Raw genomic sequence first — 13121 nt, 5'->3', positions numbered from 1 at the left:
TCGGCTCGCCGCCGGGTAAGCCCACCCGAGACACGGCGGCCGCCGGATTGTCAACCCCCCACCAGGCGAATTTTTCGGCTTCCACGACAAAACAGGCTTGAAGCCGCCCTGGCAGGACTAGGGTCATCGATTGATCAGCTTAGCGACGAAACGACCGGAGCGCTGGTGCCTACCGAAATCGCCCTGCGGGACTGGTCGCCCGACGACGCCGAGTGGTACGTGCGGCAGGTCGCCGATCCGGAGATCCGCCGGTTCACCACCGAGTCCGCCACGCTGACCGTGGAGGAGTTCCGGAAAGCACTCGACCGGCTCACCAGCTCGGACGACGAACTCGGTTTCGTCGCGGTGAACGCGATTTCCGGTCAGCGACTGGCCAATGTCGCCGCCCTGCGCAACGGCGACACCGCGGTCGTCAGCTACTGGGTGAGCGCGCAGGCCCGCGGCCAAGGCGTGGCGACGCAGGCTCTGGACGAACTGTGCGCCCGCGCGCTGACCCACTGGCCGATCACCGAACTCCGGCTCTACACCCACGCGGACAACCTCGGCTCGCAGCGCGTCGCGGAGAAGGCGGGCTTCCACCGGATGGAGGGAATGCCCACCCAACGCGAGGTCTACGGCGAAAAATGGCCGGTGCGCTGGTTCGAACGCCTCCGCTAACCAGCTGATGTGCCCTGCCGCGATGGCGCCCCGCCGGGCATTGGGGCAATCGCTGGCGCGGGCGCTTCGGGCTGATCAGCACCGCTGCGACTGCGCCCGCTGCCGTGTTCGGCATCGCACGATGGCGGCGCCGCTGCGGGCGCCGGACTGGTCAGCACCGTCGCGACGGTGGCCGCCGCCGGGTTCGGGGGCTGGTGGCCACCGCCCGCGATGGAGTCGCTGCCGGACGCAGGGCTGTTCAGCACCGCCGCGACGGTGGCCGCGGGTGCGGGCTGATCGGCAGCGCCCGCACCGCTACTGGCGGTCGCCGCCGGGCGCGGACTGGTCAGCACCGTCGCGACGGTGGCCGCTGCCCGGGTTCGGGAGCTGGTCGCCACCGCCCGCGATGGCGCCGCTGCCGGGCGCCGGACTGGTCAGCATCGCCGCGATGGTCGCCGCAAGCGTGGACGCGGGCTGGCGGCAGCGCCCGCAATGAGCGGTCGCCGGGTGGGTCGGCACTGCCGTAATGGTGGTCGCCGGCGCGGGCTGGTCAGCACCTCCCGCGATGGGCGGTGGCTGCGGCGGGTGTGTGGGCTGATTGCCAGGCCCGCGACGGTGGCCGCCGTCGGGCACGGGGCTGGTTGGCCCTGCCGCGATGGTGGCCGCCGCCGGACGGGGTGGTTAGCACCGCCCGCGATGCGGCCGCCGCCGCGGGCGCGAGTTGGGCGGCATCGCCGCCGGGTGTGGGGCCCGCTGCGGTGGTGCCGCAGGCGCGCGGCTGTCAGTACCGCTGCGGTGGTGGCCGCGGGCGCCGGGCATCGGGTCGGCGTGATCGGGCGGTTGCCCGGCGCGTCGAGCCGATGTCCGGCGCCTGGGCTGGTTACCGGGCGAGGTCGGCCAGGTCGGCGCTTTGCAGGTACGCCATGGCGGCCATCCACTCCGGGTCGGTGGCGCGGCGCTCGAGTTCGGCTGGGTCCACGTCCTCCACGCGGGTGTGCACCCACCAGAGGTTGTCGAAGGGGTCGAGCACCCGGCACACCCGGTCGCCGAACGGTGCGGTGGTGGGCCGGGTGAACGAACGTCCGCCCGCGTCGAGGGCGCGCTGGTAGGTGGCGTCGCAGTCGGCCACGTACAGGCGCAGGAAGCTCCGCGTGTCCGGCCAGTCGGGACGCTTGTCGAAGGCCATCACCATGGCGTCGCCGATCCTGAACTCGGCGTGCCCGATGTAGCCGTGCTCGTCGGCGACGCGGAACACTTCCTCGGCGCCGAAAGCCGCGGTGACGAACTCGATCAGCTTGCCGGTGTCGGCCGAGATGATCCACGGGGTGACGGTGGTGTACCCGGCGGGAACCCCGTTCACGGCGGCGGTCTTGCTCATGTCGTTCTCCTCGGTGTCGTGGTGGACCCCAAGTTAGAAGGCAAGTAGGTCAGCTTCGGTCCTACTTCGTTCGCGAAGGCGGACCGAGCCCGGCGACACCCCCATCACCCGCTTGAACGCGCGGCTGAACGCCGCCTCGGACTGGTAGCCGAGCTTGCCCGCCAGTTCCGCGACGGTGGCGCCGTCCTCCCGCAGGGTGCTCAGCGCGACGTTCATCCGCCACCGGGTGACGTAGTGCATCGCGGGCTCGCCGACCAGCTCGGTGAACCGGGCGGCGAACGCCGAGCGCGACATGGCCAGCTCGTCGGCCAGCGCGGCGACGGTCCAATCGCGGGCGGCGTCGCGGTGGATGAGCGAGATCGCCCGCCCGATCTGGCGGTCCTGCAGTGCGCCGAGCCAGCCGGTGCGCGCCACCGGGTCGGTCTCCATCCAGGACCGGATCGCCTGGATGACGAGGATGTCCGACAGCCGGGTGATCACCGTTTCGCCGCCGGGGCGCGGCTGGGCGGCCTCGGCGATCATCAGCCGCAGGCTGCTCTGCAACCATTCGGCGTGGGGGGAGTCGACCGCGGCCACGTGGATCAGCCGCGGCAGCAGTTCGATCAGTTTGCTGGCCGCGGGGTGGTCGAAGCGGACCGCGCCGCAGATGATGCCGCCCACCGGGCCGCCACCACCGTGCCGCAGGATCGCGTACCGGTCGCTGACGTACTCGTGCGGCAGCGACTCGATCGCGTTGGGCCGCAGGCCGGGGTCGGTCCAGAGGGTGTGCCCGCGGCCGTGCGGCACCAGCGCCAGGTCGCCGGGGCGCAGTTCGCGCGGCTCGGCACCCTCGACCGCCAGTGTGCAGCTGCCCGCGGTCATGACGTGGAACCACACGCAGTCCCGGATCGCCGGAATGGTCACGCTCCACGGGTCGCTCAACTCGGAGCGGCAGTAGAACGCGCCACTCATCCGCAGGAAGTGCAGTGCTTCGCCGAGTGGATCCGCCGGCGCTGGGATGTCGCCCGTCTTCATGGTTGTCGAGTATGCGGCCCCGGAAGATCGATCGTCCACGACTACTGGACGAACGAGCAGGAAACCGCGATGCACGATCATGGTTTGTCCAGCGGTGCCCGGCCATAGTTGGACGCACAGCAAGAACCCCACCAAGGAGGACACCATGATCACCGTTCTGGGCGCGACCGGGAACACCGGCGGCAAGATCGCCGAACTGCTGCTGGCGGCGGGCGAATCGGTGCGGGCCGTGGGCCGCTCGGCCGAGCGGCTGGAGTCGTTGCGGGCGGCCGGTGCCGAACTCGCCGTCGGCGACGCGGGTGACGCGGAGTTCCTGACCGAGGCTTTCCGCGGCGCCGACGCGGTCTACACGCTGCTGCACACGGCGCCGGACGTCGAAGACTTCCACGCCGAGCAGGACCGCAAGGGCGAGGCGATCGTCGAGGCGATCCGCCGGGCCGGGGTGCGGCACGTGGTCTCGCTGAGCAGTGTGGGCGCGGACCGCCCGTCCGGCACGGGGTTCATCACCAGCCTCCACACGCAGGAGCGCCGGCTGCGCGAGCTGGAAAACACCAGTGTGCTGTTGTTGCGGCCGGGTTCGTTCTTCGAGAACTTCCACGCTGTGCTCGGGCTGATCAAGGAAGCCGGGATCAACGCCGATTCGGTGGCGCCGGAGGCGAAGATCCCGATGATCGCCGCGCGGGACATCGCCGAGGTCGCCGCGGACGCGCTGCGCAAGCGAGACTGGACCGGGGTGGTGGTGCGGGAACTGCTCGGCGAGCGCGACCTCAGCTACACCGAGGCGACCCGCATCCTCGGCGAGGCGCTCGGGCTGCCGCAGCTGCCGTACGTGCCGATGCCGGCCTCGGAGATGGCCGATACTCTGCGGCAGGCCGGTTTCTCGGCGAATTCGGCGCGGCTGCACGTGGAGATGACCGCCGCGTTCAGCGACGGCACGGTCGCCGCCACCGGCGAGCGCACCGCGGAGAACTCCACGCCGACGCGGTTCGAGGACTTCGTGCCCGAACTCGCCCACGCCTACCGGCAGCTGTGAAATTCTGCTTCCCCGCAAGCTTTCAAGGAGCCCGTGATGCCTGACGCGCTGATTTCCGCACTGACCTTGGCCGCCGCCGTCGGCGCGGGCCTCAACGGCGGCCTGTTCTTCGTCTTCTCCACCTTCATGATGACCGTGCTCGGCCAGTTGCCGCCGGCCCAGGGCATCACCGCGATGCAGGGGGTCAACCGCCGGATCCTCAACCCGTTGTTCGGCCTGGTGTTCGGCAGCACCACGGTGATCTGCCTGTTCCTCGTGGTGGTCACCCCGTTTTCCGACCAGCCGGGCGGCGGGTGGCGGCTCGGGGGCGCGTTGCTGCTGGTGCTCGGCATGTTCGCCGTCACCATGGTGTTCAACGTGCCGCTGAACAACGCCCTCGACGCGGCGGACGCCGGCAGCGCCGACGGCGTCACCTTCTGGCGGGAGCGGTACCTGTCCCGCTGGACCGCGTGGAATCATCTGCGCACCTTCGCCTGCACCGGTGCCGCCGTCGCGCTGACCATCGCCTACGGGGCCACGGCCTGAGCGGGGGCCCGGCGGATCGGGATGAGCGTGGGTGCCGGGTCGGTGGTCAGGAACCGGGTGACGACCGCGGTGGTCAGCTCGGGCTGGTCCTGCAGGATCGCGTGGGAGGCGCCGGGGATCACCGCCAGTTGCGCGTCGGGCAGGCCCCGGTAGAGGGCCAGTGTGTGTTCGGCGTGGACCAGGTCGTCGTCCGCGGCGACGACCAGGGTCCGGCAGCCCACCCCGCTCAGTTCGCCGGCGGTGCGGGACGGGTCGGGGTTGGCCGGGTCGGTCAGTTTCCGGAACACCACCGGGAAGTGTGCCGCGCCGTCCGGGGAGACCTCGCCGTAGGAGTCGATCAGCTCCTGCGGCATCTGCCCGTCCGGGTCGGGCTGCACCACAAAGCCCTCGGTGGCGAAGGCGGAGCTGATCAGCACCAGCCGGTGCACCAGGTCCGGGCGGCGCAGCGCCACCAGTAGCGCGATGAACCCGCCGTCGCTGTAGCCGACCAGCCGCACCGGCTCGCGCACGACCTGCTCCAGGAACGCGATGGTGTCCTCGGTCATCCGCTGGTGGGTGATCGGCCCCGGGGCGTCGGCGGTGCGCCCGTGGCCGCGGCGGTCGAACCGGAACACCCGGAAGTGCTCGTTGAGCGCGTCCAGGTTCCCGGTGAACTCCCGCGCGTCGCTGAACCCGCCGTGCAGCAGGACCAGCGGCTCGCCCTCCCCCTGGACGTCGTACCAGGTGCGCGTGCCGTTCGACCCGATGTGCTCGCCCATGTGTCCTCCCTCGTCAGACGGCGTTTTCGCCCTCACGACGAACCCAAGCACGGCACACCGACAGTTCCGGATCGAACGGAAAGATCGCGCTGAGTAATCTGGGTCCATGATCGGGCGGAACGGCTGATGGCCGCGACCACACGGCTGCTCGTGCTCGGCGCGCTCCGCGAGACCGGGCCGGTGCACGGGTACGACCTGCGCCGCGAGTTGCTGTCCTGGGGCGCGGCGGAGTGGGCCAATGTCGCGCCCGGCTCGATCTACAACGCGCTGAAGTCGCTGGAGAAGGAAGAGCTGCTCGAGGTCGTCGGCACCGACCGGCAGGGCGCGCGTCCCGAGCGCACGACCTACCGGCTGACCGACGCGGGCGAGGCGGAGTTCCAGCGGCTGCTGCGGGAGAACCTGTGGGACACCCGCGTGCCGAACCACCCGTTGCTGATCGGCCTGGCGTTCTTCCCGCACCTGCCCGCCGGAGAACTGGCCGCGGCGATGCGGCGGCGTGCCGAAGAGCTGCGGGCGCGGGCCGGGTCGATCCGCGACGGAGTCCGGTCGATCCTGGCCGGCGGTCCCATCCCGCGGCACGTCGCCGAGAGCTACCGGTTCGAAGCGGCCCAGCTCGACGGCGAAGCCACGTGGGCGGCCGAATTCGCCGACCGCCTGGAGGACGGCGACTACGCCTGAGCTCAGCCGGTGAGCTCCACGCGGTCGCTGTCCTTGTCGGACAGGAACGCCGCCAGCGCCGAACCTTCCTCCATGACCTCCTCGCGTTCGGTCCGGGAGAAGGGCCGCAGCGGGGTGACGAGCACCGTGCCGGTGTCCTTGCCGACGGTCCAGATCGCCGAGACCCGGCCGTCGACCAGGACGACGCGCTCCCCCGCGACGGAGAGTCCGCGGTGCTCGTCGTCGATGATCCGGCCGCGGTCGTGGTAGCCGAGGATCGCGTTGTCGAACGCCGGCAGGAACCGCACCGGCGCGGGTGTGTCCGGGTCGGGACGGGGGGCGCCGGGCAGGTCCAGCAGTTCGCGGCCTCGCTCGTCGCGGAAGCCGACCAGTTCGCCGCGGACCGCGGACACCGCGGCGGGCAGTCCGGCGAGTCCGCTCCAGGCACGCAGATCAGCCGTCGCGGCCGGGCCGAAAGCGGCCAGGTAACGCCGGACCAGCGCTTCCCCGGCCGGATCGGTGCCCTCGGGCGCGGGTGGGGCGACCTCGCGCCCCACCCAGGACGCCAGTGGGAGGTTGCGTACTCCCCCTTTCGTCCGCCACAGCCCGCGCGGGGGCAGCTGCACCATCGGGATCAGGGCCGCGACCAGCAGTTCGCCCAGTGGCCGCGGTCCCGGTTCCGGCCAGCGCCGGGCCACCGCCCGCGCCAGTTCGCTCATCGACCGTGGTTCACCGTCGGCCATGACCGCGCGGCCCGCCGCCGCCAGTTCGTCGAGGTCCACGCCGCCGAGTTCGCGGCGGTAGGTGCCGAGCACGCGCTGGCGCAGCATGGCGTCGTGCCGTGTCCGCCAGGCGAGCACGTCCTCGGTGGTCAGGAGGTGGACGGTGCGGCGCATGAGGTGCGTCCGCACCGCTTCCCGGCTGGTCAGCAGGTCCGAGAGCGTTGACGGGCCGAACCCGCGCACCCGCGACCAGAGCCCGGTGAACGGCTCTTGCGGTTCCTGCGCCTGCAGACCGCACAGGTGGGCGATCGCGTCGAGCACCGGCAGGTCGGCGCGTTCGAGCAGGAGCTGCCGGTGCAGCGTGGCGCGGTTGAGCGCCCGGGCGGTGAGCACGGTCATGGTGGGTTCCTCAGCCGTTGTAGTCGCTCACGACGTCCAGGACCCAGACCACGCCGAAGCGGTCCTTGAGCATTCCATAGACGGGTGCCCAGCCCGCCGGGCCCAGTGGCTGGACGACCGTCGCGCCGCCGGTGAGCTTCTCCCAGTAGCCGGTGATCTCGTCGACGCTCTCGCCGCGCACCGAGGCGAAGAACGAGTTCTCGCCGCGGTCGAAGGCGAGGCGCGCGGGCACGTCGTAGGCCATGACGTGGAAGCCGTTGCCCGCGGCGACCTGGCCCCACATCACCTGGTCGGCCTCGGCCGGTTCGTCGAGGTTGCCGGCGTCCTTGTAGGTCACGACGGCGAGGTCACCACCGAAGACCGACTGGTAGAACTCCAGCGCCGCTCGGGCTTCGCCGCGGAAGTTCAGGTGGAGGGTGGTCTTGACCGACATGTCCGGCCCCTTTCGCTTCGACCGGGCTCCCTGCCCGGTCTGTACTGAACGATGTCAGGGGTAGCGGCCAGGTTGTGGCCTCTTCTTCGGGCAGAATGAACCGCGTGCCGAAAACTTCAGCGCGGCTGCTGTCGTTGCTCTCGCTGCTGCAGGCCCGCCGGGACTGGCCGGGGGCGCTGCTGGCCGAGCGGCTGGACATCAGCCCGCGGACCGTGCGCCGAGATGTCGACCGCCTGCGCGAACTCGGGTATCCGATCGCGGCCGTCAAGGGTCCCGACGGTGGCTACCGGCTCGACGCCGGTACCGAACTGCCGCCGCTGCTGTTCGACGACGAGCAGGCCGTGGCGCTGGCCGTCGCGCTCCGGATCGCCACCACCAGTGGCGCCGGGATCGAGGAGGCCGCGGCCCGGGCGCTGACCACCGTTCGCCAGGTGATGCCGGCCCGGCTGCGCCGCCGGATCGACACGCTGGAGGTCACCGCGGTGGCCAGGGCGGAGCCGGGGGTGGACAGCGGGGTGCTGACTGCGCTCGGCTCCGCCGTCCATGCCAGGGAGGTGCTGCGCTTCGACTACCACCAGCAGGCCGAGCCGCGGCGGGTGGAGCCATACCACCTGGTCACCCGGGGCGGCCGCTGGTACCTTCTCGCCTGGGACCTCGACCGGGCGGACTGGCGCACCTTCCGCGTCGACCGGCTCACGCCGCGCACCCCCACCGGGCCGCGCTTCACCCCGCGTGAACTGCCCGGCGGTGACGTGGCCACGTTCCTGGTGAACCGGTTCCACGGCGCGGACGGCTCGGGCAACTGGCCGTGCCGTGGCGAAGTGATCCTGGAGCTTCCGGCCGCCGAAGTGATCCCGTATTCCCGCGACGGGGTGGTCGAAGAACTCGGGCCGGATCGCTGCCGGCTGGTCCTGGGCTCGTGGTCGTGGGTGGCGCTGGCGGCCGATTTCGGCCGGTTCGACGCCGGTATGCAGGTCGTCGGCCCGGTCGAACTCAGCGAGGCCTTCGCGCAACTGGCCGACCGCTATACCCGGGGCGCCCTTGACCTTGAATAGTCAAGCTTGAATAATCACCACATGACCACCATGCGATACCGCCTGCTCGGCCGCAGCGGCGTGCGAGTGTCCGAGCTCTGCCTGGGCACGATGATGTTCGGCTTCCCCGACCTGGGTGTGGCGACCGCCGGTGAGGCGGACGGCGCGCTCAAGCGGTTCGCCGAAGCGGGCGGCAACTTCCTCGACACCGCGAACCGCTACGCCGGTGGTGAGAGCGAGCGGGTGGTCGGCGAGCTGATCCGGGCGACGCGTGACTACTGGGTGCTGGGCACGAAGTACGGCCTGAGCACCGATCCGGCCGATCCCAACGCGGGTGGCACGCACCGCAAGAGCCTGCGCCGCGCGGTGGAGGACAGCCTGCGCCGGCTGGGCACCGACTACATCGACCTGTACTGGGTGCACATCTGGGACGGCTACACCCCGATCGAAGAGGTCGTCGTCGCCCTCGACGAGCTCGTGCGCTCGGGGAAGGTCCTCTACCTGGGGATCTCCGACACGCCCGCGTGGCTGGTCTCGCGCGCGGTGACGATCGCCGAGGAACGCGGGCTCACCCCGTTCTCCGCGATCCAGGTGCCCTACAGCCTGGTGGAGCGCACGGTCGAGCGGGAGCTGCTGCCGATGGCCAAGGCGCTCGACCTCGCGGTGACCGGCTGGGCGCCGCTCGGCGGCGGGTTGCTGACCGGCCGCTACGGCTCGGACCGCGAACGCCCGGCCGACGGGCGCCGCGCGGGCGGTGAGATTTCCGAGCGGGAGCTGGCCATCGCCGACGCGCTCAACGCCGTCGCCGAAGCTCGCGGTGCCAGTTCGAGCCAGGTGGCGCTGGCGTGGCTGCGCGCGCAGCAGGCGCGTGCCTTGACGATCCCGATCGTCGGTATCCGCAACGAGGCCCAGCTCGCCGACAACCTGGGGCTGGTCGACCTCGAACCGGAGGAGCTGCGGCGCCTCGACGAGGCCAGTGCCCTCTCCCCCGAGTTCCCGCACGACTTCGACGGTGAGAAGTACGCCCACGGCGACGCTGTCGTGGACTACCACCGGGGTTAGGCCGGGGCTTCTCCCTTGGCGCAGGCGGCGGCGCGGTCGGTGAGCAGGGTGCGTTCGCGTTCGTTCCTGGTCATGTCCGCTGCCCGTTCGAATTCGGCCTGGGCCTCGTCGAACCGGCCGAGTTTGGCCAGGAAGTCCCCGCGGACCGATGGCAGCAGGTGGTAGCTCTTCAGCGACGGTTCCGCCAGCAGCGGGTCGGCCAGGGCGAGCCCGGCGGCCGGGCCGAAGGCCATCGAGTGCGCGACGGCCCGGTTCAGTTCCACCACCGGGGAGCCGGACAGGACGGCGAGGTCGTCGTAGAGCTGGGTGATCCGCCGCCAGTCGGTGTCCTCGGCGGTGCGGGCGCGGGCGTGGCAGGCGACGATCGCGGCCTGCAGCCCGTACGGGCCGAGCGCGGGGCTCGCCGCTTCGGCTCGTTCCAGCGCGTCGAGCCCGCGGCGGATGAGCAGCTGGTCCCAGCGGGTGCGGTCCTGGTCGAGCAGCAGCACCGGTTCGCCGTGGGGGCCGACGCGCGCGCGGGAGCGGGAGGCCTGGATCTCCATCAGCGCGACCAGGCCGTGCACCTCGGATTCCTTCGGGGTCAGCTCGGCGAGGATCCGGCCGAGCCGCAGCGCTTCCTCGCACAGGGCGGGCCGCAGCCAGTCGTCGCCCGCGGTGGCCGAGTAGCCCTCGTTGAAGATCAGGTAGATCACTTCGAGCACCGAGGCGAGGCGTTCGGCGCGTTCGGCTTCCTCGGGGACCTCGAACGGCACCTTGGCCTCGGCCAGCGTGCGCTTGGCGCGGACGATCCGCTGCTGCACGGTCGATTCGGAGGAGAGGAACGCGCGGGCGATCTCCTTGGAGGTCAGCCCACCGAGCATGCGCAGGGTGAGCGCGACCCTGGCTTCGGTGCTCAGGACCGGGTGGCAGGCGGTGAACACCAGGCGCAGCAGGTCGTCGCCGATGTCGTCGCCGTTGAGCACGGCGTCCTCGGGCGCGTTGGGCGCGTCGGTCTCCATGTCGTGGCCGAGCACCTCGATCTTGCGCTCGAGGGTTTCGCGGCGCCGGATCTGGTCGATGGCGCGGCGTTTGGCGATGGTCATCAGCCACGCGCCGGGGTTGCGCGGCACCCCGCTTTCCGGCCACTGCTCGAGCGCGGCCACCAGCGCGTCCTGGGCCAGTTCCTCGGCGAGGCCGACGTCGCGCACCATCCTGGCCAGCCCGGCGATCAGCCTGGCCGCCTCGATCCGCCAGACCGCCTCGATCGCGGCGTGCGTTTCGGTAGCCGTCATCACCGAATCACAGCATCCCCGTCGCCGCCGTCGCAAGCGACCCCGCCGGCGCGGCCCACCCTGGCCGCGATCTCCCGCAGGTGCGCGATCAGCTCGGGCGGCCCGTGCACCTCGAACTCGCAGCCGAGCATCACCAGCCGGGAGGCGAGCCATTCCAGGGTGTCGCCGTATCCACGCAGGCGGCAGGTGTGCTCGTCGATCGGTTCGAGGGTGCTCGTGGGGTCGCCGAGGCGGGCGCGGGCCTGCTCGATCGGCAGGTGCAGGGTGGCGTCGGCTTCGTAGACGGGCGTGAGGGAGTACATCCGGCTGGTGAGGAACTCGGCCGCGTCGCCGCCGGGAAGTTCGCGGGGCTGGGCGCGGGCACCGGTGGCGAGCGGGTCGCGGATGCGGTCGGCGCGGTAGATGCGCCAGTCGTCGCGCTCGAGGTCGAAGGCGACCAGGTACCAGCGGCGCCCGGCGGAGACCAGCCGGTGTGGCTCGGCGTGGCGCTTGCCGTCGGCGCCTTCGTTGGTGAGGTAGGCGAAGCGCAGCCGTTCGCGGTTGGCGATCGCGGCGGCGATGGTGGTGAGCACGGCTGGGTCGACCATCGAGGCGCCCGGGGTCAGCGCGGGCACGGTGGCGCCGCTGAGCGCGCTCACGCGGTACCGCAGTCGCGAGGGCAGGACCTGTTCGAGTTTGGTCAGCGCGCGCACGGACGCTTCCTCGATGCCGGTGATCGCGCCGCCCGCGGCGGTGCGCAGGCCGAGGGTGATGGCGACGGCTTCCTCGTCGTCGAGCAGCAGCGGCGGGATGGCCGCCCCGGCGACGAGGCGGTAGCCGCCTTCGGCGCCCATGCTGGCTTCGACCGGGTAGCCGAGGTCGCGCAGCCGGTCGACGTCACGCCGGATGGTGCGCGGGCTGACCCCGAGGCGCCCGGCCAGCTCGCTGCCGGGCCATTCACGCGGCGTCTGCAGCAGCGAGAGCAGGCTGAGCAGCCGTGCGGTGGCGGGCTTGGCGTCGGTCATGACGACCAGCATGCCAGCGCTCTAGGACAGCTCCGGTCCTACTTGGCGGCGGAGGCAGGGCGGCCCTGGTGCGCACCAGGCGCTTCAGCCCTTACCGGGCAGTGGAAGACCGAACAGGTCCGGCGTCTCCCGCTGGCTAGTGTGGTGGCAGCGATACCCGCCGGCGAAAGGAGCGGGCCGTGATGTCCGGAGCGAGTGGCCTCGTGGTGGTCGCGCTGACCGTGGCGGGGGTGTTCAGCCAGACCGCCGGCGTGTCGGCGGAGGCGGTGCCCGCCGCGTGTGAGATCGGGGAACTGCCCACTCCGGCGGGAACGGTGGCGGCCACGGTGGACGGGGCCACGCCCGAGGGCCGGACGCTGACCGGCTTCGCGATCACCGGCCTCGATCCGGTCGACGGCACGGCGGTGATCTGGCGGGACGGCGCGATCTCGCGGACCGTCGAGGACGCGCCCAGCGCCCTGCTCGACCTGAATTCCCGCGGCGACGGCGTCGGTGCCACCAACGGTCACTCCTGGGTGTACCGGGACGGTGTGGTCCGGGAACTGCCGGGTGCGGGCGTGGCGACCGCCATCGGCGAGGCCGGGCAGGTCGTGGGCAGCAGGCTGGAGCCGACGCCGAACGGTCCGCCGGTCGCGGTGCCGGTGGTCTGGGCCGCCGACGGGACCGGGATGACGGATCTGCCGCGGCCGGGCGGGCAGACCGGCCGGGCACTGGACATCGCCGCGGACGGCACGATCGTCGGTGAACTCGGCGTGGACGCCTACACCTGGCGGCCGGACGGCACCCACGGTCCGCTGCCGCGTCCGGCAGGGGTGCCGCCGACCGAAAAGGCGGGTGCCGAACGGATCACCGGGCCGTGGGTGATCGGGTACGCGGGCGGTTCGGTGCGCTGGAACCTCCCCGACGGCACGGCGGAGAAGGTCGACGAACTGCAGTTCTCGGTCGACGCGGTGAACGAGCGCGGCTGGATGGTCGGTGAGGGCGCGAATGCCGGCGCGCTGGCGATCATCGACGGACAGCCCGTGGAACTGCCCCCGCATCCGCAGTTGCGTGGGCTGCGCCTGGCCTCGATCAGCAGCGACGGCACCATCTTCGGCGGCACGGCCTACGACCGTCCGTCGATGTCCGAGCGCCCGGTGCAGTGGCGCTGCGGCCCCTGAGTACCCGGTCCGGCCTCGGCCTGGATCCGCGGATC

At 71.7% G+C, this 13121-nt stretch carries 15 protein-coding genes; 8 read left to right on the top strand and 7 right to left on the bottom strand.

What is annotated here, in order from left to right:
• Nucleotides 1-165 precede the first annotated feature (165 nt).
• Nucleotides 166-657 (top strand): GNAT family N-acetyltransferase, encoded by a 492-nt coding sequence (locus L3Q67_RS33585; protein ID WP_499185428.1) that lies wholly within the window; start codon nucleotides 166-168, stop codon nucleotides 655-657.
• A gap of 265 nt (nucleotides 658-922) precedes the next feature.
• The gene (locus tag L3Q67_RS33580) at nucleotides 923-1132 is read left to right on the top strand and encodes a hypothetical protein (RefSeq protein WP_499185427.1); all 210 of its coding nucleotides are present in this window, start codon (nucleotides 923-925) and stop codon (nucleotides 1130-1132) included.
• A 384-nt stretch (nucleotides 1133-1516) separates the two neighbouring features.
• Here the strand turns inward: L3Q67_RS33580 and L3Q67_RS33575 are convergent, their stop codons facing one another.
• Nucleotides 1517-2014, bottom strand: coding sequence for a VOC family protein (locus L3Q67_RS33575; RefSeq protein WP_499185426.1), 498 nt, complete (start codon nucleotides 2012-2014; stop codon nucleotides 1517-1519).
• 33 nt (nucleotides 2015-2047) lie between these two features.
• Complete coding sequence (locus L3Q67_RS33570) at nucleotides 2048-3028, bottom strand: AraC family transcriptional regulator (protein ID WP_499185425.1); 981 nt, start codon at nucleotides 3026-3028, stop codon at nucleotides 2048-2050.
• A 145-nt stretch (nucleotides 3029-3173) separates the two neighbouring features.
• Here L3Q67_RS33570 and L3Q67_RS33565 point away from each other — a divergent pair, with 145 nt between their 5' ends.
• The gene (locus L3Q67_RS33565; RefSeq protein ID WP_499185424.1) at nucleotides 3174-4061 is read left to right on the top strand and encodes a Rossmann-fold NAD(P)-binding domain-containing protein; all 888 of its coding nucleotides are present in this window, start codon (nucleotides 3174-3176) and stop codon (nucleotides 4059-4061) included.
• 36 nt (nucleotides 4062-4097) lie between these two features.
• On the top strand, nucleotides 4098-4586 hold the full coding sequence (locus tag L3Q67_RS33560) for an anthrone oxygenase family protein (protein ID WP_499185423.1): 489 nt from the start codon (nucleotides 4098-4100) through the stop codon (nucleotides 4584-4586).
• On the opposite strand, the gene L3Q67_RS33555 is transcribed toward L3Q67_RS33560, so the two are convergent.
• Entirely contained in the window at nucleotides 4568-5344 is a 777-nt protein-coding gene (locus L3Q67_RS33555; RefSeq protein WP_499185422.1) for an alpha/beta fold hydrolase, read from the bottom strand. The genes L3Q67_RS33560 and L3Q67_RS33555 overlap by 19 nt on opposite strands.
• 126 nt (nucleotides 5345-5470) lie before the next feature.
• Between L3Q67_RS33555 and L3Q67_RS33550 the strand changes: the two genes are divergently transcribed.
• The gene (locus tag L3Q67_RS33550) at nucleotides 5471-6022 is read left to right on the top strand and encodes a PadR family transcriptional regulator (protein WP_499185421.1); all 552 of its coding nucleotides are present in this window, start codon (nucleotides 5471-5473) and stop codon (nucleotides 6020-6022) included.
• Between the two features lie 2 nt (nucleotides 6023-6024).
• Here L3Q67_RS33550 and L3Q67_RS33545 read toward each other — a convergent pair whose 3' ends face one another.
• Together L3Q67_RS33545 and L3Q67_RS33540 are read right to left on the bottom strand one after the other, a co-directional pair.
• A complete protein-coding gene (locus tag L3Q67_RS33545) occupies nucleotides 6025-7122 on the bottom strand; it encodes a winged helix DNA-binding domain-containing protein (protein WP_499185420.1) in 1098 nt (365 codons plus the stop codon).
• Between the two features lie 10 nt (nucleotides 7123-7132).
• A complete protein-coding gene (locus L3Q67_RS33540) occupies nucleotides 7133-7555 on the bottom strand; it encodes a VOC family protein (RefSeq protein WP_499185419.1) in 423 nt (140 codons plus the stop codon).
• 104 nt (nucleotides 7556-7659) lie between these two features.
• Here L3Q67_RS33540 and L3Q67_RS33535 point away from each other — a divergent pair, with 104 nt between their 5' ends.
• Complete coding sequence (locus tag L3Q67_RS33535; RefSeq protein ID WP_499185418.1) at nucleotides 7660-8610, top strand: helix-turn-helix transcriptional regulator; 951 nt, start codon at nucleotides 7660-7662, stop codon at nucleotides 8608-8610.
• Nucleotides 8611-8631: 21 nt separating this feature from the next.
• Nucleotides 8632-9651: an aldo/keto reductase gene (locus L3Q67_RS33530; protein WP_499185417.1), complete on the top strand. Its 1020-nt coding sequence runs from the start codon at nucleotides 8632-8634 to the stop codon at nucleotides 9649-9651.
• On the opposite strand, the gene L3Q67_RS33525 is transcribed toward L3Q67_RS33530, so the two are convergent.
• Nucleotides 9648-10922 carry an RNA polymerase sigma factor gene (locus L3Q67_RS33525; protein WP_499185416.1) on the bottom strand — a complete coding sequence of 425 codons (1275 nt, stop codon included), beginning with the start codon at nucleotides 10920-10922 and terminating at the stop codon, nucleotides 9648-9650. The two genes, L3Q67_RS33530 and L3Q67_RS33525, sit on opposite strands and share 4 nt — an antisense overlap.
• Nucleotides 10922-11926: a helix-turn-helix transcriptional regulator gene (locus tag L3Q67_RS33520; protein WP_499185415.1), complete on the bottom strand. Its 1005-nt coding sequence runs from the start codon at nucleotides 11924-11926 to the stop codon at nucleotides 10922-10924. Before L3Q67_RS33520 ends, L3Q67_RS33525 begins: the two co-directional genes overlap by 1 nt.
• Nucleotides 11927-12108: 182 nt before the next feature.
• Between L3Q67_RS33520 and L3Q67_RS33515 the strand changes: the two genes are divergently transcribed.
• Nucleotides 12109-13086, top strand: coding sequence for a hypothetical protein (locus L3Q67_RS33515; RefSeq protein ID WP_499185414.1), 978 nt, complete (start codon nucleotides 12109-12111; stop codon nucleotides 13084-13086).
• Nucleotides 13087-13121 lie beyond the last annotated feature (35 nt).

Origin of the sequence: Saccharothrix sp. AJ9571 (assembly GCF_021725495.1) — a bacterium.
In the GTDB taxonomy this organism is placed as follows: Bacteria; Actinomycetota; Actinomycetes; order Mycobacteriales; family Pseudonocardiaceae; genus Amycolatopsis; species Amycolatopsis magusensis.
Note: the sequence above shows the minus strand (reverse complement) of the source record. Positions and strands in the feature narration are given on the sequence as shown.